Consider the following 20,351-nt stretch of genomic DNA (forward strand, 5'->3'; position numbering starts at 1 on the left):
CCCTACCTACCAGTCCACCTGCGGGCTGGGGTACCACGGGTAGCCGGCGCGGTCCCATCCCGCGGCGAGCCCGGCCACCCGGGTGCGGAAGCCGGCCCACCCGCGGCGGTCCTGCGCCGACCACGCGACCTCGGCGACGGCCGCGAGCCGCGGGAGCAGCATGACGAACAGATCCTCGAGGGTGGGCACGGTCTCCGTCCACACCGCGGCCTCCACGCCGACGACGGCGTCGGCCGGCACCCCCGGGATCGCCGCGTCCGGGTCCCAGTCGTAGGAGTCGCGCACCTCGACGAACCCGGCCCAGTCCAGCCCGAGCGGGGAGTCGGCGTCGTACTTCATGTCCAGGTAGACCCGCGAGCCGGGCGACATCAGCAGCCGCGCTCCCGCGGCGGCGGCCGCGGCGAACGGCTCGGGGTCGGCGCGCGGGTCCCAGAACTGCACGACCGTTCCCGGCTCGACGTCGGCGAGGGCGATCTCCTGCCAGCCGACGACGGTCTTGCCCGCGGCGCGCGCGACGTCCTGCGCGGTCCGCACGAACCACCGGTACTCCTCGGGCGCCATCGTCAGCACCTCGTCACCACCGATGTGCAGGTAGGGACCGGGCGTCATCGCAGCGACGTCCCCGAGGACGTCCTGGAGGAAGGCGCGGGTCGCCGGCACGTCGCGGTGGAGGCGGCTGAAGCCGACCTCGGTCCCGGTGTAGGGCGGCGGCGCGACGCCGTCGGGCGTGAGCTCGGGCAGGGCGTGCAGCGCGGCGTTGACGTGCCCGGGGACGTCGATCTCCGGGACGACCGTGATGTGCCGGGCCGCGGCGTGGGCGACGATCTGCGCGAAGTCGTCGGCGGAGTAGCAGCCGCCCGGTCCCCCGCCCACCTCGGTGCCGGACGACCGCGCCGCGAGCTCCGGCCGGGACGGCACGTCGAGGCGCCAGCCCTGGTCGTCGCTCAGGTGCAGGTGCAGCACGTTGAGCTTGAGCTCGCTCATCAGCCCGAGCACCGCGGTCACCTGGTCGACCGTGAAGAAGTGCCGGACGACGTCCAGGCTCAGCCCGCGCCATTCGTACCGGGGCGCGTCGTGCACGACGACGGCGGGCACCGTGACCTCCCCGTCCGGGCCGGGTCGCAGGAGCTGGCGCAGGGTCGCGACGCCGTGCAGCAGCCCGGCGGCTCGCGGCGCGAGCACCTCGACGCCGTCGGCGGTCACCGTGAGCGAGTACCGCTCCGTGGGGTCGGCGTCGAGCGGCCCGGCGTCGTCGGCGAGGCGCAGGTGGACGGCGCCGGGCGCGGGGTCGTCACCGGTCTGCAACCCGAGCGGGGTGTCGACCAGGGCACCGATCACCTCGGCCGCCAGCACCCCCGCACCGATCTCCTCCGGGGTGTCACCGACGACGACGCGCAGGTCCGGCCCGAGCACGAACGGCGAGCCCTCGAGAGGACGCACGCTCAGGGGTGCGGGCACCAGGAGCAGGGGATCCGTCGCACTCATGACCGCCTCGCCCGTCCACGTCGACTCATCCCGGTCACGCTAGACCGTGGCCTGAGGGGTCCGGCGCGGCTTTCACCCGGTCGGCGCAGGGGCACGGGCGGTGCGGACGGCCGCGCGGAGGCGCGCCGCGCGACGGTCCGTCGCGGCGGTCCGGGCCGGGGACGACGAAGGCCCCGTCACCTGCCGGAGCGGGTGACGGGGCCTGTCGAGGGTGGAGCTGAGGGGATTCGAACCCCTGACCTTCTCATTGCGAACGAGACGCGCTACCAACTGCGCCACAGCCCCTCGAGCGGGCTCAAGATTAGCCCAGGGTGAGGCGATCCGAGAAATCGGCGCGCGACCGCGGCGGTGACGGGCGGTGCGCGTCACTCACCGGCGGCGCGGCGGCGGGCCAGGATCGCGTCGAGGTCGAGCGTCGGCGCGGCAGGGGCACCGTCGGTGGCCTGGCCGTCGGCGACCTGGGCGTCGGACCGCACGGCGACCGTCGCCGCGGGGGCGGCGGCCTCCTCGACGACGAGCGGCAGCGGCTCGCGACGCGGGGCGGTGGCCTTGGTCGTGTAGGTGGGGCGCGGCACGGGGACGGGCGACCAGTCGGCGCCGACGGTGGCGGCGCTGACGGTGGCGGCGCGCTCGCCGGCGGGCACCTCGGACGGCCCCTCGGCCACGGTGGGCGCCCCGGCCTCGGCCGGCGCGTCGGACCCGATCGTCGACGGGCGCTCGGCACCGTCGTCGGCGCCGGCCCGGGCGCCGTGCGTGGTCGCGTCCGTGGCGATGCTGCCGTCCGTGGTGGCGGCGTCGTCGGCGTCCGCCCCCGGGGCGTCGTCGGCGGCGGCCGGCATGGTCGCGGTGTCGGCGGAGAGAGCGGTGTCGGTGGAGGGGGCGGCGTCGGGCGCGGTGGTCGCGGTGGTCGCGGTGGTCGCGCGGCTCGAGCCGGCCGGGACCTGCGCGATGGACTCGGTGTGGCTGTCGGACGGGCGGTGCGCGCGTCCGGTGACCCGCGGCGCCACCGCCTGCGGCGAGCGGTGCCGGACCGCGGCGCGCTGCTGCCGCTCCCAGGCGGCGTCGGCGGCCCGCCCCTGCACGACGGCGCGACGGCCCAGGAGGAGCACGCCGGCGAGGAGCACGGTGGGCACGACTGCCGCGACGACGGCGACCGAGGTCACGCCGACCACGACCCACGCGACGACGCTCGCCACTCCCAGCACCGCGGTGAGCAGCGCGCGGCGCCGGGCCGCGGCGGCACGGCGTGCGACGGAGGCGGCGCGCTGCGAGCGCACCTGCGCTGCCCGCCGGGCGTCGTCCGCGCTGATCCTGCCCTGGGTCCCGATCGGTCGCTCCACGACGCCGCCTCTCCCTTCGTTCACTGCCGGCCGTCCCGTCACCGGGACACCCCGGGCCGGGCTGAGCAGGCCGGACCGCTTGGGGCTGCCCGGACCGCACTCCGCCCGAGCGTCCACGGTGCCGGCGCCGCGACGACGAGCGTCGGAGACGACCAGCACCCGCAGCCCGTTGGAGAACCTGTCCTCCGTGCGGGACTCGAGCAGCTGCTGCCGGTACCGCAACCGGTGCGGCACCAGGTACGCGATCCACAGGCCCAGGATCGCGAGTGCGACCAAGCCTGCGATGTCGTGCACTCCCCGACCGTAGGCGAAAACGGGGGCCTCCCGGGTACCGCGCGCGGCGTGTCGGCGCCACGAACTACACAGGTGTCATTCCACCGGCCGAACAGTCGCGCCGGGCAGGCCGGACGGAGCCGCGGTCGCCGGGCACTCCAGGCACGACCCCGGCGTCACTCGGGACCGCGGGGCGGGGCGCTCGCGCGCGTCGCGTGCCACCGCGCGAGCAGGCCGTCCGGGACCTCCTCCGTGGTGAGCGCGAAGGTGCGGTGGTCGCGCCAGTGCCCCCCGATGTGCAGGTACCGCTCGCGCAGGCCCTCGTCGCGGAACCCGAGCTTCTCCACGACCCGCAGGCTCGGGCCGTTCTCGGGGCGGATGTTGATCTCGATGCGGTGCAGTCCCAGCACGCCGAAGCAGTGGTCGGTCGCGAGGGCGACGGCGGTCGGGATGACGCCGCGACCGGCGACGTGCTGCGACACCCAGTAGCCGATGGACGCCGACCGCAGCGACCCGAGCGTGATCCCGGAGACGGTGAGCTGCCCGACGAGCTGGCCCTCGTGGTCGACGGCGAACGGCAGCGTGCTCCCCGGCGCGCCTGCGCCGACAGCATCCGGACGAACTCCCCGAATGTCGGCGGGGGCCCTTCGACCGGGACCGGCGACGACGCCTCCCACGGGTCGAGCCAGCGGGCGTTGACGGCCCGCAGGCCGAGCCACGTCTTGGCGTCGCGTCGACGCAGCGGACGCAGCCGGACGTCGCCGTCGGCCAGCTCGGCCGGCCATCCCGTCGCCACGGCTCAGCCCTCCAGCACGATGCAGTGGACGTGGTCACCGGCGCGCACCGACGCGACGTCCTCGGGGACGACGGCGAGGGCGTTCGCCCGCGCGAGCGCCGCGAGGGAGACGACGGCGGGGTCCCCCACCGGGCTGATGGTGTAGCCGTCGTCGGCGCTGCCCTCCAGGTGGGCGGGCACGAACTGCCGGACGCCGGCCGCGGACCCCCAGCCCGTGCTCGCCGACGCGGCCACGGACGGCCGGAACAGCTCGGCGCGACCGGCCATCGCCCGCAGAGCCGGACGGACGAACACCTCGAACGAGACGTGGGCGGCGACCGGGTGACCGGGCAGCGCGAAGATCGGGACCGCGTCGGCGCCGTCGTCCCCGCCGACCGTGCCGAAGCCCTGCCGCCGGCCGGGGCTCATCGCGACGTGGTCGAATCGCACGGTCCCGAGCGGGCCGAGGACGTCCTTGACGGTGTCCCGGTCCGTCTCGCTCAGGCCGCCCGTGGTGAGCAGCAGGTCCGCCCGCACGAGCTGGTCGCGAAGGGTCTCCCGCAGCCGGGCGCGGTCGTCACCGACGACGCCGACGCGGATGGCCGACGCGCCGACGTCCCGCACCGCGGTCGCCAGGGCGTGGCTGTTCGCATCGTGGACGGCGCCGGGCTGGGCGGGAGACCCCGGCTCGACCAGCTCGTCCCCGACGGACAGGATCACCACGCGCGGCGTGGGGTGGACCCGGACCCGCGCGCGGTCGACCGCCGCGGCCATCGACAGCTGCCGGGCGCCGAGGCGGGTGCCGGCCGCGATCAGGACGTCGCCGGCGCCGGCGTCGACACCGGCCCGGCGCACGTGCTCGCCGGCCCGCACGGGTCGCGGCACGAGCACCCGGGCCGTCCCGCGGTCGGTGTCCTCGAGCGCGAGCACCGCGTCCGCCCCGACCGGCAGCGGCGCCCCGGACCCGACCCGCACCGCCTGCCCGGGCGCCAGGCGCAGCGGTGCGGCCGCCCCGGGGTGCACGTCGTGCGCGACCGGGAGGTGCAGCGGCGAGACGCCGTCGCGGCCACCGGCCGCCTCGGTGTCGACCGACGCGAGGGCGTACCCGTCCCGGGCCGCGAGGGGATGCAGTGGAAGGTCGTCGGTCGCCACGACGTCGGCGGCGAGGATGCAGCCAACGGCGTCGTGCAGGGCGACGTCGAGCGGCGCGACCGGCCCCACACCGGCCAGCACGGCAGCGAGTTGCTCCTGAACCGACCTCACCGCTGCGGACCTGCGGCGGGCGCCCCGGCGGCGACGCCGGGGACGCCGCGGGGTTCGCCCGTGCGGGTGACCGCCGTGTGGTTCGACATGGGACGGAAGGCTAGCCCGCACCGCACGGGCGCACCTGCGCGGATGGGGTGCACCCGACCTGGCCCCGACCGACCAGGTCCCGACCGACCTGCGCCGCCCGGCGGGTCCCATGGAGGAGAATGGGCGCATGAGCACCGCTGCCCAGCCCTATCCGTTCCCTGCCGGAGCGGGGCACCCCGCGCACGGGGACGACACGGAGCTCGCCGAGCACGCGAAGGATGCACTGCGCAGCGCGATTCGGGCCGCGCGGTCGGGTCGGTCGGAGCGGCGGCGGCAGGAGGCGGCGGTGGCCTTCGCCGACGTGCTCGACACCTTCCCCGCGCTGGGAAGCGCGTCGTGCGTCGCGGTGTACGCCTCGCGCCCGACCGAGCCCGACACCGGTCCGCTGCTCGAGCGGCTCGCCGCGCGGGGTGCGCGTCCTGCTGCCCGTGCTCGGGTCGGGTCTGCAGCGCGACTGGGCCGAGTACGCCGGCGCGGACGACCTGCTGCAGCGCGCTCCCGGGAGGCCGCCCGAGCCGAGCACCGACCACCTCGGGCCGGAGGCGCTGGCCGAAGCGGACGTCGTCGTCGCCCCGGCGCTCGCGGTCGACACCGGCGGTGCGCGCCTGGGTCAGGGCGGCGGCTGGTACGACCGCGCCCTGGAGCACGCCCGGGAGGCGGCGCCCGTCATCGCCCTGGTGTTCCCCGAGGAGGTCTACGACGCCGCGGCCCGACCCCTGCCGCGGGAGCCGCACGACCGGCTCGTGGACGCCGTGGCCACGCCGGAGACCTGGGTCTGGCTCAGGGAGCCGGCCGGAGCGTGAGCGTGTCGGCGGCGGCCTCCTCGACCGCGCCGGCGCTGAACCGCCACGGGAACGTGCGGCCGGCCGCCCAGTCGTCGAACTGGTCGTCGTAGTGCGGGCTCACCGGGTGCCCTGACGTCCCGGTGAGGTTGACCCAGGTCGACGCGTCGAGGTCGGCGAGGTCGACCACCATGCGCATCGACGGCGCCGCGGTGACCTCGTAGGACCCGCTGCCGGCGTCCCAGCTCGTCGCGTTGACGATCGACGAGCCGCCGCCCACACCGATGGGCGCCGGGTTGACCAGCCGGCGCACGAACCCGGGCACGCCGTCACCGCCGATGACGGCGTGGCGTGGCGCCGCGACGTGCACCTTGCCCCACTCCCAGCCCCTGGCGTCCTTGCCCATCTCGACGGCGAGCTCGAGCCGGGCGGAGGTCAGCGCACGGGAGAGGATCTCGTCGCGCCCCTCGACCAGACCGACGGTCGTGCGGTCGTCCCACCAGACGTCGTCCGGACGCTCGAGCAGCGCGGCGACGACCGGCAACCATCGCGACCCGCCGCTCGGCCGGGCGTTCTCCGGCAGCTCGTCCCAGAACATGAGCTCGAGCAGCGTCGACCACACCGCGGAGAAGTACGCGGCCCCGGCGGAGTCCGCACGGGAGACGCCGTCCCAGTCCCGCAGCAGCCGCTGGCCGGCGGCGTCGAAGTCGGAGTCGAGGCTCACCCCGAGCAGGGTGTCGACGACCATGTCCGCGTACGGGTTGTGCTCGTCGAGCTGCAACGCGTTCATCGCCGCGACGTCGATCGGATCGCCGGCCGCGATCATCCCCTCGAGGGAGTCACGGATCCGCTGCGCGCGGTACCCGTAGTCGAAGTCCCGGGTCAGGAAGGGGCCGACGCCGGCCGCCGTGACCGCCTGGTTCGCCGTGACGATGAAGCCTTCGGCCGGGTCCTGGACCGCGGGCATCTGCGCCGGGTCGACGTAGCCCTGCCAGTCGTAGCGGCTGTCCCAGCCCGGCCGGGGCCAGGAGCCGTCGGCGGGCACCGGCGTGCCCGGCACGGCCTGGCGGACCGGGATGCGGCCGGGCGCCTGGTACCCGATGTGGCCGTCGGTGGTGGCGTAGACGATGTTCTGGGACGGCACGTCGAACAGCCGCGCGGCCTCCGCGACGTCCTGGGCGCCGGTCGCGGTGTTGAGGGCGAAGACGGCGTCCGCCGTGCGGCCCGGAGTCAGGGCGGTCCAGCCCAGGGCGACCTCGTAGGTTCCGATGCCGCGGTCGTCCGCCAGCGGGCCGACGCGTGCGGCGTACACGTCCGGCAGGACCCCGGAGATGATCGGCCCGTGGGCGGTGGTCCGGACCACGAGCTCGACGTCGTCGCCGCCGTTGACCTCGATGATCTCGGTCCGCTGGGTCATCGGCTCGCGGACGCCGTCGCGCAGGTAGACCTCCACGCCGGTGCGCTCGACGAAGAAGTCGGTGACGTCGGCGCCGAGATTGGTGAACCCCCACGCGAGCTGGGCGTTGTGCCCGATCATCACGCCGGGGAACCCGGCGAACGAGAAGCCGGCGACGTCGAACGGGCACTCGGCCGAGACGTCGGCGCAGCGCAGACCGACCTGGGTCCAGATGCCCGGTGCGGAGATGCCCAGGTGCGGGTCGTTGGCGAGCACGGGCTGCCCGGTCGTGGTGTGCGCGCCCGCGACGACCCACGAGTTCGAGCCGATGCCCTCCCTCGCCGACGAGGTGCGGGACGGCGGCGAGCGCCGCTGACGCGGACTCCAGCGCGGCCTGCAGGTCGGGGGACGAGAGGTCCGCGGTGGCCGGCGCGTCCTCACCGCCGGGCCCGGGACCGGGCTCGACCTGCGCAGCGGTCTGCTCGACCTCCGCCGCGGTCTGCTCGACCTCGGCTGCGGTCGGCTCGGCCGGCGCGGGCGGGGGATGATCGGCGCGTTGACGTCGTACGGGTAGGGGGAACAGCTCCGCGACCCGGGCGACGTCCTGCACGGACGCGTACGTCGTGGCGCGTGCGAGCTCGTCGTCGTAGTTGCCGCGCAGGTCCCACGCCATCGCCTTGAGCCAGGTGACCGAGTCGATCGGGTCCCACGGCTCGGGCTCGTCGACGTCGACCTGCAGGCCGAGCACGGTGTACTCGACGCCCATGGACTCCGGGCGACGGTCGGCGAGGTACGCGTTCACGCCCTCGGCGTAGGCCTCGAGGTAGGCCCGGGTCGTGTCGGCGAGCAGCTCCCACTCCTGCTCCGCGACGTCCCGCCACCCGAAGGTCCGGATGACGCGGTCCGCGGCGAGCGCCTCGCGGCTGTCCCCCACGAGCTCGGAGAGCCGCCCGGCCGTCACGTGCCGGCGGTAGTCCATCTCGAAGAACCGGTCCTGCGCGTGCACGAACCCCTGGGCCCGGAACAGGTCCGCGGCGGACCGCGCGGTGATGGTGGGGACACCCTGCTCGTCACGCTCGACGGTCACCTCCGCGCTCAGCCCCGGGAGGTCCAGCTCACCGGAGGTCTGCGGCAGGGGGCGACGCACCACGAGCACCGCGGCGATCGACGCGGCCACCAAGGCCAGCACGACGACCAAGGCGACGACGACGGCGAGGCGGGCGGCACGGCGGCGGGTCACGCTCGGAGACTAACCCGGACCACCCGCAGGCCGTGGACCGCCGTCCGGGTCGTGGCCTGCCGGGACAGGCGCCGGCGCGTCATGGCATGCCAGGTCGTGGAGGTCACAGTGCGTGCGCCCGCGCGCCCGGTATCGTTGGCACTCGAATGCCATGAGTGCCAGCGTCCGGCTGGCCTGGTCGAGGAGACGCAGAGCGTGCCTACCTATCCCTACGCGTGCACGGAGTGCGGTCATGCGTTCGAGGTCCACCAGTCGTTCAGCGACCCGTCGCTGACGCAGTGCCCCGAGTGCTCCGGCCGTCTCCGCAAGGTGTTCTCGAGCGTCGGCGTCGTGTTCAAGGGCTCGGGCTTCTACCGCACCGACTCGCGCTCGAAGTCGAGCGCGACCGTGTCGTCCAACGGCTCCGAGGGTGGCTCCGGCACGTCCTCGGACGGCGCGTCGTCGTCGAAGTCGTCGTCGAAGTCACAGGGTGACGGCGGGTCGTCGACGACGGCGTCGTCCGGCTCCGCAGGCTCCTCGTCGGCCGGCTCGTCGTCCTCGGGGTCGTCCTCCGGCACCTCGAACAGCTCCGCCCCGGCCGCGTCCACCAGCTGACGCCCCCGACGGCTGACGCTCGCGCGTCGGCCCCGTCGCTCGTCCGCCGGATGCCGCCGCGTCCCCCGGCACCGCCCGCGCGCCGTCGTCCACCGCGGGACGTGCGCAACGACGGGACCCGCGGCGGCCGCGCCTAGCGTCCGGCCCCATGACCGACGTCGCCGCACCTCGCTCCCGACTGCTCGCGCGCGCCGGGGCGGTGCCGGGTGAGCGTCCGCCCGGAGGGCGCGGGGCCTCCGGTCCGTCCACCCGACCCGGACCCGCTGGTCCGCCCCGGGTGGGACGTCCGGCGCGGCGTCCACGCGCCGTGCCGGGACGGTGGCGGGTGGCGCTGTGGCGGGTGCGGTTCGGCGTCGCCGCGCTGCTCCTGGGGTGTGCCGCGGCGCTCGTCGTGGCCGAGCTGCGCCCCGCCGCGCCGCCGCAGGTCGCCATCGTCGTCGCGGCGCGCGCGCTCGAACCGGGTGTCCCGCTGGCCGCGGCCGACCTGCGGGTCGCCCACGTGCCGCCCGGGTCCGCCCCGGACGGCGCCCATCCGGCGGCGGACGCCGTGCTCGGTCAGTCGGTCGTGCTGCCGCTGCCCCGCGGGGTCCCCGTCGTCGACGCGCTGCTGCACGACGACCGGCTCACCACCGCCGGACCGCCGGGCACGGTCGTCGTGCCGGTGCGGCTGGCCGACCCGGGGGTCGCGGCGCTGCTGCGACCGGGCGACCACGTCGACCTGTTCGCGGCCACCACGACCGGCACCGGCGCGCCGGTGGCCGAACGGCTCGCCGTGCGCGCTCTCGTGCTGCCGCACCCGGCCCCGGCGGCCGGTCACGACGACACGCCCGGTGGCCTCCTGGGCGCACCGGTCACCGGGTCGAGCGACGGTCCGCTGACGCTCGTGGCCGTGCCCGCCGCGGAGGCCGCCGGGCTGGCCGGCGCCTCGGCGTGGGCCGGGATCAGCGCGGTGCTGGTGGAGTGACGGTGGGACCGCCCGTCCCCGGTGGCCTGCTGGTCACCAGTGCGGCGGGACGTCCCGGCGCAGGCGCTCGTCGTTGGTGTCTGACGCGGGCGGCGTCTGCCAGCCCACGTCGGAGTCGTCCGCCGCACGCAGGTCGACCAGCGGGTCCGCCTCGCCGGCCCCCGAGCGGACCGCGCGGCGCGGTCCGCGTCGGCCGACCGGCGCAGCCGCGCGGAGCGGCTCCGCCGGGTCGGCGCGACCGTCGCCGGTCACGACAGCGCCCGGTGGGCCGCCCCGCCGACCGCCGCGTCGACGCGCGCGCTGCGGCGGGTGAGGCCGAGGTCCGCGCGGATGGCCGCGGCGAGCTCGTCGGCGTCGCGCGGGACGCCGTCCGAAAGGATCCACGTCGCGAGCTCGTCGAGCTCGTTGTCGCCGTAGGCGGTGATCGGCAGGCCGCGCTCGACCGCCGGCCGCGGCCGGGCGTGCACCGGCAGCGTGGGCTGGACCGACGGGCGCAGCGTCCCCATCGCGGGCACGGGCTTGCGCCGGGTGGACCGGCGCACGGGCACCGGTCCCGCGCCGGTCGGCTCGGGCGCCGGCTGCGGCTCGGACGCCGGCTCCGACTCCCGCTGCGGCTCCGACTCGCGCTGCGGCTCGGACGCCGGCTCCGGCTCGGACGCCGACTGCGGCTCCGGCTCCGGCTCCGGCTTCGGCGCGGGCCCCCGCTCCGGCTGCGCCTGCACCGACTCGGGCGCGACCGGTCGACGCTCCACAGCCTCAGGGGGACGGCCACGCCGACGGTGCCGGGCGACTCGTGCAGCCCGGATCCCGCAGCGGGCACGCCGGGAGCAGCAGGTGTCGTCGGGGCGGCGTCCGCGGGGTCCGTGGACTCGGCGGGCGGCTCGACGGCCGACGACGCGGCGGGCTCCCCGACGTCGTCCCCGTCGGCCTCGCTGCCGAGCTGGGCCGGCTGCGCCTCGTCGCCGCGGACGGCGCCGGCGTCAGGCTCGGGCCCGTCGGCCGGTGCCGCGGCGGCGACCGGCACCGGCACCGGCAGCGGTTCCGGCTCCGGCTCCGGCACCGGCGCGGAAGCCGGCTGAGGCACCGGCGCGGGAGCCGCCACCGGCTCCGGCGAACGGGCCGGCACCGGCGCAGGCCGGGCCTCCTGGACCGTCGCGGGGCGGACCGTCGGGCTCGCACCGGAGTCCGCACCCACCGCGGGACCGACCCGCAGCGCCGGACGCCGCACCGGGGGCGGGCGACCATCCGGGCCCGGACCGCACGCTCGATCGCGTCGGCCTCGGCCTGCGGGTCGAGGAACGCCGCGGCGGACCACACCTGCACGACCGTCCACCCGAGCCGCTCGAGCCGCTGCGGCACCTGCCGGTCCCGGACGCGCACGCTGGGCTCGGCCACGTAGGACTCGTCGTCGGTCAGGACGGCGACGAGCATCTCGTCGGGCAGGTCCGGGTGCCCGACCGCGAGGGGGATCCGCGCGCTGCCCGCCACGCCGTACCCGACCTGCACCGTCAGCCCCGCGCGCCACAGCCGCTCGGCGAGGTCGGTCACGAGGCGGTCACCGGTCCCGGGCTGGGTCGGCGCGGGCCGCCCGGCGACGTCGGGGCTGGCTGCGGCCCCCGCTCGGCCGCGAAGGCGAGCAGGTCACCCAGCAGCCGGGAGCCGGAGCCGCGCAGCCGCTCCGGGTCGAGGTCGTCGACCGCGAAGCAGCTGACCACGGCGAGCCGGTGGCGGGTCGCGCCGAGCGCGTCGAGCAGCATCGCCTCGCCGCCGGGGCCGCTGAGCGGGCCGAACCGGTGCAGCACCCGCCCGTGCGGCGTGCGGCCGTAGCCGAGGGACAGGATGACCGCCTCGCGGCGCAGCCCGGCGACGCCCGCGAGCTCGGTCACGACGAACGGCTCGGGCCGGTGCGCGTCGAAGAACGGCGCGAGCGCCGGGTTGGCCCGGACCTCGGCGAGGACGGCCTCACGGATGCGTGCGGCGTGCACCGCCGACGGGCTGACCACCGCGAGGGACTCCTCGGGCCGGGTCAGCGCGTGGGTGATGACGAGCTCGACGACGTGCTCGACCTCGGCCCGCGTCGACTCGACGGCGCCGGTGACCGGGTCCGGCATGCCGGACCCGGCGACGACGTCCAGGTGCACGAGCGGGGTGGCGTGCGGCAGTGGTGTCGCCTCGAGCACGCCCGCGTAGCCGTGGTCGACGAGGAAGGCGGTGAGGTACGGGTCGCGGCGGGTGGCCGCGGCACGCAGGCCCACCCGCGGCAGCACGTCGGCGAGCTCACGCACCGCCGTCCCCGACGCGCACCGCGGGTCGCCGACGACGACGACCTGCCGGGCGCGGGCGATGGCCGCGAGCGCGACCTCGAGCGGCAGGTGCTGCACCGCGTCGAGGACCACGACGTCGACCGTGCGGGTCGGTGGCAGCAGCTGCGGGACGAGCATGGGCGATGCGGCGAGCACCGGGCGCAGCCGGGGCACGAGGTCGGGGTAGCGCTCGGTGGTCTCCCGCAGGCTGGTCAGACGCTCCTCGGCGAGCTCGACGAACAGCGCGTGCGCCTGCTCACGGTCGGCACCGAGCGTCTCGGTCATGAGCCGGATCACCCGGCTGCGCACCGGTGCGGACAGGGTCGCGACGTGCGCGCCGTCGAGCCGGCGGAACTCGGACGCGAGTTCGGTGAGCGCCGCGCCGTCGTACCCGGCGAGTGCGCGGTCGCTGCGCAGCAGCTCGTCGAAGACGGTGCTCCACCAGGCGAGCTCGAGCTCGGGACCGACCAGGCCGGGCTGCACGCGACGGTGCGCCAGGTCCTGCAGCAGCGCGTCCAGCCCCGCCTCGCGCAGGTGCCGGACGACCGCCGTGCGCTCGGGCAGCGTCTCCAGCGCGCGCCGGTCGACCAGCAGCCGGCGCAGCCGGTCGGCGAGGTCGACGAACGGCATGGTCAGGAGCGCGCCACCGGTCGGGGTCGTGGCCAGCACCCGGGCGACGTGCTCGAGGTCGTCACGCACGACGGCGTACTCGTCCTCGATGTCCGCGAGCCCGTCCGGCAGCCGGGGCCAGCCGCCCGCAGGGCAGTGCGCCTGCCAGATCTCGCGCTGCTCCTGCACCTGCACCAGCGCGCCGTGCAGGTCGGCCACGGGCCGCCCGGGTCGCACCATGTCCTTGGCCTGCCGGCGCAACCGCCGCCGGTGCAACCGGCTCATCGTGATGCCACGCTCGGCGCGCCACGCCCGGGACGCCGTCGCGGCCACGAGGTCCGCCGCGGTGCGCTCGAAGATCACGGGCTGGAACACGTCGAGGGCGCCGCGGATGCCGCTCAGCATCCGCAGCTGCAGTCCCCACTCCGCGACGGACGCCGCCGGGGTCAGGCCGGTCGACGCGGCGACCTCACGCACCCGCTCCACGACCGAGGCGAGCCCGCCGCCCAGGAGCCGCTCGATCCGGGCCAGCGTGTCCTGCGCCGCACCGGACGTCACGAGGTCGGCGTCGAACCAGGGCGTCTCGCTCGGGCGCAGCGTGAAGGCGCCGAGCCGGGCGGCCCGGACGAGGTCGGCGGCGAGCTCGGTGCGCCGGTGCGCCGGCGCGAGGTCGCGCGCGGTCCCCGGGGCCAGCCGGACGGTCGTGCGCGGCGCCGGTCGGGCGGACGCGAGCCGGGCGAGCGACTGCAGTGCGTCGTAGGGCGAGGCGTTCCACGGCTCCCGGATCTCGTGCAGCGCGGAGACGTACCCGCGCAGCCGGTCGCGGTGCACCAGGAGGTCCCGGCGGACGGCGGCGACCGCCTCCGCGTCGACGGGCTCCGGCTTGAGGTTCATCCCGCTGAGCAGGCGCCGCGTGGTCGCGGTCCGCCACCCCGGCTCGGGTGCGACGTCCAGCAGGAGGTCGTCGACGCCGAGGTCCCGCATCCGCGCGGCGAGCGCCGTCGCCGCCCGCCGGTGACCGGGGACGTACAGGACGCTGCGCCCGGCCACGGCGGCGTCGGCCACCACGGCCGCGACCGTGCCGCGCACGTCGCAGCCCGCCGGCGCGTCGATGAACAGGTGGGTGCCGGTGGCGAGCACGTCGAGCACGTGCTGCTGCGCCGGGTCGAGGTCGCCGACGCCGCGCTCCGCGTCCGGGTGCCGGTCGCCGACGACGGGCGCCTGGACCGGCCGGTCCACGGCCGACCGGGCCGCGGCGTCACCGGCCAGCGCGGCGACGACCTCGTGCTGGTCGAGGCTCGCCGCGTACTGGTCGAGGTCCTCGACCAGTACCTGCCCGGGGTGCACGAACGTCCCGACCAGCAGCCGCTCCCGCAGCTGGAAGCCCTCGAGCACGGCCGCGCCGAGCGCCGCGAGGCGGTCCAGCGCGGCGCGCGGGTCGAACCCGGTGCTCGTGAAGGCCCCCGAGCGAGCGCGGCCGGGTCGAGCAGCGCACCGCGGGCCCGCAGCGCCCGCGCGAGCACCGGATTGACCTCGAGCGATGGCTCGAGGGTGAGGTCGTAGTCGCTCTCGCCGCTCCCCGGGCGCGCAGCGCGACCGGCCGCAGCAGGACCGGGGCGCGCACGGTCCGGGGCTCGGTGCCCGACGACGCCGCGTCGTCGGCCCGGTCGTCGCCGGCGCCGACCAGGTCCTCGTCGTCGCCGACGTACGGCTCGTCCACCGACCGGCCGCGGACGGCCGAGGCGAGCGCGGCCATGTCGTCGGCGGGGACGTCGCGGTCCGCGGTCTCGGGCGCCAGGCGCTCCGTCCACGTGGCGACGCCGATCGACAGGTAGGTCGGCGCGATGCCGTACCGCTGGGCGTACTCGTCGGCGCGCGACCCCACCGCCCGCGCGCGGCGCTTCGCGGCCGACAGCGCCCCGCCCTCCCGGACGAGGTTCGACAGGCGGGTGTCGCGCCCCGCGAAGAGCTGCGCGATGCCCGACGGGTGCGCCGCGGACAGGTCGAGCGGACCGTCCCCGAGGAGGTCGACATCCGCGAGGCTCGAGCCGCCGGCCGCCTCGACCAGGGCCGCGCGCCAGCCGGCGACGGCGGACGCGACGAGCTCGCCGGTGGACGGTGCCTCGACGACGACGGCCTCGCCGGCCGACGCCGACGTGGTGGGGGCCGGCGTGGCAGGGGACGTGCCGGGCACGGTCGCGGACGACGCAGCGGAGTGGGGATCGCTCGGGGCCACGTCGGGTCCCGTGCCGTGGGCGCGCGCGGGAGGGGTCACCCGGCAACGCTACCCGCCCCGCCGGAGCGCTCAGGACGATCCACGCCGCCGGCGAGGGCGTCCCGGCGGCGCTCGCGGGGACCGGCGCCCGGCGCGCTCACGGGGGCCGGTCGGTCCGGCTGGGTCGACGGGCTCTCGCGGCGGAGCGCGACGGACAGAGGCCCGGACATAGGAACAGTGCGCACCGCGCAGGGGGCAGGCGGTGCGCACTGTCAGGGATGAGTCTGGGCCGCGCGGGCCACCGGGTCAATCCACGAGGCCTACACGATCGGGTGATGGGGCGCACGGCACCCGGATGGCGCAGAGATGAACAGCGGATGTCGGGACCGCGCGGCCATCGCCCCGGACCGGGACCGGTGAACCTCGGCGGGCACGGGGTCGTCGCCCGACCAGGTCCGGCCCACCCGGCCGCGGCCCCGCACGCGCCCTACGATCGGTCCCCATGAGCGCAGACGGACTGGCCCGGGCCCGGCAGAAGATGGACAGCGCGGGGGTGGCCCCGACCGCGATCGACGTGTTCGCCCGCTTCTACGGGCTGCTGGAGTCCGGCGAGACCGGGACCATCGCCGAACGGGACGTCACCCCGCTCACCGAGGCGCCGCTGCTGGACGACCTCGCCGTGGACGCCGACGCCGGGCGCGACGCGCTGGCGCAGACCGCGGTGATCAAGCTCAACGGCGGGCTGGGCACCTCGATGGGCATGGACCGCGCCAAGTCCCTGCTGCGGGTGCGGGGCGACGCCACCTTCCTCGACGTCATCGCCCGTCAGGTGCTCGCCGCGCGGGCCGCGACCGGCGCCCGCCTCCCGCTCGTGCTCATGAACAGCTTCCGCACCCAGGACGACACGCTGTCCGCGCTCGCGGCCTACCCCGAGCTCGCCACGGACGGGCTGCCGCTGGACTTCCTCCAGAACCGGGAGCCCAAGCTGCGGGCCGACGACCTGACCCCGGTCGAGTGGCCGGCGGACCCGGGCCTGGAGTGGTGCCCGCCGGGCCACGGCGACCTGTACACCGCGCTGTACGCGTCCGGCACGCTCGACCGGCTGCTCGACGCGGGCTTCCGGTACGCGACCGTGTCGAACTCCGACAACCTGGGCGCCACCCCGGACGCACGGATCGCCGGCTGGTTCGCCGCCACGGGCGCGCCGTTCGCCGCCGAGGTCGCGCGCCGCACCCCCGCGGACCGCAAGGGCGGGCACCTCGTGCGCCGCGCCGCCGACGGCCGCATCGTGCTGCGGGAGACCGCGCAGACGCTCCCCGAGGACGCCGACGCGGCGGCGGACATCGGCAAGCACCCGTACTTCAACACCAACAACCTCTGGCTGGACCTGCGCGCACTCGCCGCCGAGCTCGCGCGCACCGGCGGGGTGCTCGACCTGCCGCTCATCCGCAACGACAAGACGGTCGACCCGACCGACGCGGCCTCGACCCCGGTGGTGCAGATCGAGTCCGCGATGGGCGCCGCGATCGAGGTGTTCGACGGCGCCGCCGTGCTCGAGGTCGACCGGTCACGCTTCCTGCCGGTCAAGACCACCAACGACCTGCTGGTGCTGCGCTCGGACGTGTACCGCACGACGGACGACCACCGGCTGGTCGCCGAGGTGCCCGCGCCTCTCGTCACCCTGCCGGGGGCGTACAAGACGGTCGCGGCGTTCGACGCGCGGGTGCCGCACACCCCGTCGCTGCGCGAGGCCACGTCGTTGACGGTCGACGGGGACTGGACGTGGGGACGCGACGTCGTCGTCGTCGGGGACGCGCGGCTCGCCGATCCCGGCGAGCCCGCACGCGTGCCCGACGGCGCCCGGGTCGGCCCGGACGGCGTCGCCTGACCTCAGGCGACGTCGACCGGACGGCGCCCTCGAGCTCGGCGGCCAGCGCGCCGAGCACCGGGCCGATCGCGGTCACCTCCGCCGCCGCGCGGTCGACCAGGGCGTCGACCCCGGTCAGGTCCTCCGCCCGGCCGGCGGACTCCAGCGCCTCGCACACGGCCGCCAGCTCGGTGACGCCCAGGTTGAGCGCCCCGCCCCGGAACCCGTGCGCGACGCGCTCGAGGGCGCCGGCGTCCCCGGCGTCGACCGCGGCCCGCAGCTCGGCCAGGTGGCCGGGGCGCGCCGCCGGAAGGACCGCAGGAGCGAGGCGAGCAGCGCGTCGTCGTCGGCGCAGCCGGGCTCGCCGATCTGCGCGAGCCGCTCCCGCACGGCTGCTGCGGACGCCGCGGACGCCTGGTGCCGCGCGTGGTCGTCGGCCGCGGGGTGCGCGGTCGGGATGCCGGGGCGACCGGGGGCCCCGGACGCGGCCCGGCGGGCCGCGACGCGACGCTCGACGTCGGCGAGCAGCGTGCGCAGGTCCTGGCCGCGCACCGGCTTGGCGAGGAACCCGTCCATGCCCGCCGCGCGGGTCGCCGCGCGGTCCTCGGCCATCGCGTTCGCGGTCATCGCGGCGACGTACGGACGCCGGTCCACCGGGACCTCGGCGACGATGCGCCGGGTGGCCTCGAGGCCGTCCATGACGGGCATCTGCATGTCCATGAGCACGAGGTCGTACGCGCCGTCGTGCACCGCGCGCACCGCCGCGGCCCCGTCGCCGACGATGTCGACGTCGTGCCCGAGCCGGCCGAGCATGAGCTGGGCGACCCGCTGGTTCGTCGGGTTGTCCTCGGCGAGCAGGATCCTCAGACCCACGTCGGCACGGTCGGACGACGACGCCGCCGCCGGACCGGGACCGGGACCGGGACCGGGACCGGGACCGGGGCCGGGACCGGGACCGGCCGAGGGTGCGGCGGCGCGGGCCGCCCCGACCCCGGTGTCGATCGCGGGGTCGAGCGGGGTGGACGGGCTCGCAGCAGCTGCGTCCGCGAGCGCGAGGGCGATGCGGTGCCGCAGGGCTTCGCTGCGGACCGGCTTGAGCAGCGCACCGGCGAACAGGCCGGCCTGACCCGGGGCCGGACGCCACGCGAGGCTGGTCAGCAGCAGCAGCGCGGTGCTGCGTCCCGCGGGCAGCACCCGCAGGGCACCGGCGAGCTGCTCGCCGTCCATGACGGGCATGTGCAGGTCCAGGACCGCGACGTCGAAGACGCGCCCCGACGCGACGACGGCGAGCGCCCGCTGCGGGGAGTCGACCGCGGTGCACTCCATCCCCCACCCCTCCAGCTGCGCCCGCAGGACGCGCCGGTTGTGCGGGTTGTCGTCCACGACGAGCACCGAGCGTCCGGCGAGCACGACGTCGGCCGTCGACGCATCGGGGTCGTGGACGCCGTCGGGCAGCGCCGCCACGGGTGCGGCCCGCAGGGTCGCCGTCAGGACGAACGTCGAGCCGGTGCCCGGCGTGCTGACCACCGTGAGGTCACCACCCATGGCGCGGGCGAGCCGGCGGCTGATCGCCAGGCCCAGCCCGGTGCCGCCGTAGCGGCGCGTCGTGGAGGTGTCCGCCTGGCTGAACGGCTGGAACAACCGCTCCATCGCGTCGGGCGCGATGCCGATGCCGGTGTCCTGCACCGCGACGCGCAGGTGGACCTCGGCGGCGCCGGTGGGGGCGGCGTCGGCGGCGTCGGAGGCGTCGTCGGAGGACGCGGCGGCGGAGGACGCGGAGGACGGGGCGGCGGGCTGCACGGTCACGGCGACGACGACCTCGCCGTCCGGTGTGAACTTCACGGCGTTGTTGAGCAGGTTGAGCAGCACCTGGCGCAGGCGGGTCGGGTCCCCGAGCAGGGCACGGGGCACGTCCGGGGCGACGTCGAGCACGAGCTCGAGGCCCTTCTCCCCTGCCGGCATGCTGACCAGCGCGAGCGCGCTCTCGAGGGTTCCACGCAGGTCGAACGGCTCGTCCTCGAGCTCGAGCGCGCCGGACTCGATCTTCGAGAAGTCGAGGATGTCGTTGATGATCGACAGCAGGCCGTCCCCGCTGTCGTGGACGATGCGCGTGAGGTCGCGCTGCTCCGGGGTGAGGTCGGTGTCGAGCAGCAGCTCGGTCATGCCGATCACGGCGTTCATCGGGGTGCGGATCTCGTGGCTCATCGCGGCGAGGAACGCGGACTTGGCGGCCGTCGCGGAGACCGCCTGGTCGCGCGCGTGCGCGATCGTCGCGACCGAGCGGTTGACCGCGGCGGCCATCTGCGCGAGCTCGCGGGGGCCGGACACGCGGGCCGGCTCGCTGAGGTCGCCGGCGTCGATGCGCAGCGCCGCGGCCGTCACCCGGCGCACCGGCACGATGACCGCGCGGGACGTCACCAGGGCCACGACCACGACGACGAGGGCGCCCCCGAGCACGAGAGCGACGATGACCGTGCGGGTGCGTGCACCCGCCGCAGCGCTCTGCTCGAGCCGGCGGTCGAGCAGCCGCTGCTCCTCCGCCCGCATGAGCTCCAGGTGCTGGGCGGCGTGCGCGGTGTCGCGGGCGCCGCGTCCGGTCTGCACGAGGGCCTGGGCTGCCCCGAAGCCCTGCGCGTCGCGGATGTCGATGGTGGCGTCCAGCAAACGCAGCCGGTTCTCGAGCGGCACGCGCAGCTCCGCGATCTGGGCCTGCTGGTACGCGTTGTCCAGCGTGAGCCCGCGCAGCCGCGCCAGTGCGGCGGGCAGGGCCTCGACGGCGTCGTCGTACGGCTCGAGGTAGGTGCGGTCCCCGGTGAGCAGGTAGCCGCGCTGGCTGGTCTCCGCCTCGAAGACCAGCTCGAGCACCACACCGATCTCGTCGATCACCTCATGGGTGTGCAGCACGGGGGTGTACTCGTCGGTGAGGTCGCCGATCTGCACGAACGCGATGCCGCCGACCGCGAGCAGCCCCGCGAGCGCGATCGAGAAGCCGGCGGCGAGCACGTGCCGGACGGTCCACCGCGTCGACCCGGCTGCGGCTCGCCGTGCCCGGCGGGTCACGGGGGTGCGGTCATGCGCTCACGTGGGGCAGGTGGGCCATGGCGGTCCTCCGGTGTCAGGGCGCCGCGATCGGCGGGTGCGGGCGTTTCCCCTAT

The 20,351-nt window shown here is 76.4% G+C and carries 11 protein-coding genes, 1 tRNA gene and 6 pseudogenes; 4 read left to right on the plus strand and 14 right to left on the minus strand.

Annotated features, from left to right (window positions below):
* Window positions 1–6: 6 nt before the first annotated feature.
* The 5 genes and pseudogenes from REH70_RS15780 to glp all read right to left on the minus strand — a co-directional run bounded on the left by REH70_RS15780 (window position 7) and on the right by glp (window position 5,136).
* Window positions 7–1,485 carry a family 20 glycosylhydrolase gene (locus REH70_RS15780; RefSeq protein WP_310748721.1) on the minus strand — a complete coding sequence of 493 codons (1,479 nt, stop codon included), beginning with the start codon at window positions 1,483–1,485 and terminating at the stop codon, window positions 7–9.
* 212 nt (window positions 1,486–1,697) lie between these two features.
* A tRNA-Ala gene (locus REH70_RS15785) sits at window positions 1,698–1,770 on the minus strand.
* 80 nt (window positions 1,771–1,850) lie between these two features.
* The gene (locus REH70_RS15790) at window positions 1,851–3,119 is read right to left on the minus strand and encodes a hypothetical protein (protein WP_310748723.1); all 1,269 of its coding nucleotides are present in this window, start codon (window positions 3,117–3,119) and stop codon (window positions 1,851–1,853) included.
* A gap of 155 nt (window positions 3,120–3,274) precedes the next feature.
* A pseudogene (locus REH70_RS15795) lies at window positions 3,275–3,894 on the minus strand (GNAT family N-acetyltransferase).
* A gap of 3 nt (window positions 3,895–3,897) precedes the next feature.
* On the minus strand, window positions 3,898–5,136 hold the full coding sequence (gene glp, locus REH70_RS15800) for a gephyrin-like molybdotransferase Glp (RefSeq protein ID WP_310748725.1): 1,239 nt from the start codon (window positions 5,134–5,136) through the stop codon (window positions 3,898–3,900).
* 217 nt (window positions 5,137–5,353) lie between these two features.
* Here glp and REH70_RS15805 point away from each other — a divergent pair.
* Window positions 5,354–6,029 (plus strand): annotated as a pseudogene (locus REH70_RS15805) (5-formyltetrahydrofolate cyclo-ligase).
* On the opposite strand, the gene REH70_RS15810 reads toward REH70_RS15805, so the two are convergent.
* Complete coding sequence (locus REH70_RS15810) at window positions 6,007–7,845, minus strand: penicillin acylase family protein (RefSeq protein ID WP_310748727.1); 1,839 nt, start codon at window positions 7,843–7,845, stop codon at window positions 6,007–6,009. The pseudogene REH70_RS15805 and the gene REH70_RS15810 overlap by 23 nt on opposite strands.
* Window positions 7,846–8,032: 187 nt before the next feature.
* Window positions 8,033–8,644 (minus strand): annotated as a pseudogene (locus tag REH70_RS15815) (penicillin acylase family protein); the annotation flags it as partial.
* A gap of 81 nt (window positions 8,645–8,725) precedes the next feature.
* Between REH70_RS15815 and REH70_RS15820 the strand changes: the two are divergent.
* Window positions 8,726–8,980, plus strand: a pseudogene (locus REH70_RS15820) (FmdB family zinc ribbon protein); the annotation flags it as partial.
* 14 nt (window positions 8,981–8,994) lie between these two features.
* On the opposite strand, the gene REH70_RS15825 reads toward REH70_RS15820, so the two are convergent.
* Entirely contained in the window at window positions 8,995–9,231 is a 237-nt protein-coding gene (locus REH70_RS15825) for a hypothetical protein (RefSeq protein WP_310754472.1), read from the minus strand.
* A gap of 332 nt (window positions 9,232–9,563) precedes the next feature.
* Here REH70_RS15825 and REH70_RS15830 point away from each other — a divergent pair, with 332 nt between their 5' ends.
* Complete coding sequence (locus REH70_RS15830) at window positions 9,564–10,202, plus strand: SAF domain-containing protein (protein WP_310748729.1); 639 nt, start codon at window positions 9,564–9,566, stop codon at window positions 10,200–10,202.
* A 33-nt stretch (window positions 10,203–10,235) separates the two neighbouring features.
* Here REH70_RS15830 and REH70_RS15835 read toward each other — a convergent pair whose 3' ends face one another.
* Genes REH70_RS15835 through REH70_RS15850 form a run of 4 tightly spaced genes read right to left on the minus strand, consistent with a single transcriptional unit; the run spans window position 10,236 to window position 14,509 of the window.
* Window positions 10,236–10,454, minus strand: coding sequence for a hypothetical protein (locus tag REH70_RS15835; RefSeq protein WP_310748731.1), 219 nt, complete (start codon window positions 10,452–10,454; stop codon window positions 10,236–10,238).
* The gene (locus REH70_RS15840; protein WP_310748733.1) at window positions 10,451–10,954 is read right to left on the minus strand and encodes a hypothetical protein; all 504 of its coding nucleotides are present in this window, start codon (window positions 10,952–10,954) and stop codon (window positions 10,451–10,453) included. Before REH70_RS15840 ends, REH70_RS15835 begins: the two co-directional genes overlap by 4 nt.
* 4 nt (window positions 10,955–10,958) lie before the next feature.
* On the minus strand, window positions 10,959–11,750 hold the full coding sequence (locus REH70_RS15845; protein WP_310748735.1) for a hypothetical protein: 792 nt from the start codon (window positions 11,748–11,750) through the stop codon (window positions 10,959–10,961).
* Window positions 11,747–14,509, minus strand: coding sequence for a hypothetical protein (locus REH70_RS15850; protein WP_310748737.1), 2,763 nt, complete (start codon window positions 14,507–14,509; stop codon window positions 11,747–11,749). Before REH70_RS15850 ends, REH70_RS15845 begins: the two co-directional genes overlap by 4 nt.
* 1,322 nt (window positions 14,510–15,831) lie before the next feature.
* Here REH70_RS15850 and REH70_RS15855 point away from each other — a divergent pair.
* A complete protein-coding gene (locus REH70_RS15855; RefSeq protein ID WP_310748739.1) occupies window positions 15,832–17,217 on the plus strand; it encodes a UTP--glucose-1-phosphate uridylyltransferase in 1,386 nt (461 codons plus the stop codon).
* 130 nt (window positions 17,218–17,347) lie between these two features.
* Here REH70_RS15855 and REH70_RS20810 read toward each other — a convergent pair.
* Both REH70_RS20810 and REH70_RS15860 read right to left on the minus strand, forming a co-directional pair.
* A pseudogene (locus REH70_RS20810) lies at window positions 17,348–17,551 on the minus strand (Hpt domain-containing protein); the annotation flags it as partial.
* 182 nt (window positions 17,552–17,733) lie between these two features.
* A pseudogene (locus REH70_RS15860) lies at window positions 17,734–20,256 on the minus strand (response regulator); the annotation flags it as partial.
* Window positions 20,257–20,351 lie beyond the last annotated feature (95 nt).

The organism is Cellulomonas sp. ATA003 (assembly GCF_031582905.1).
Lineage (GTDB): Bacteria > Actinomycetota > Actinomycetes > Actinomycetales > Cellulomonadaceae > Pengzhenrongella.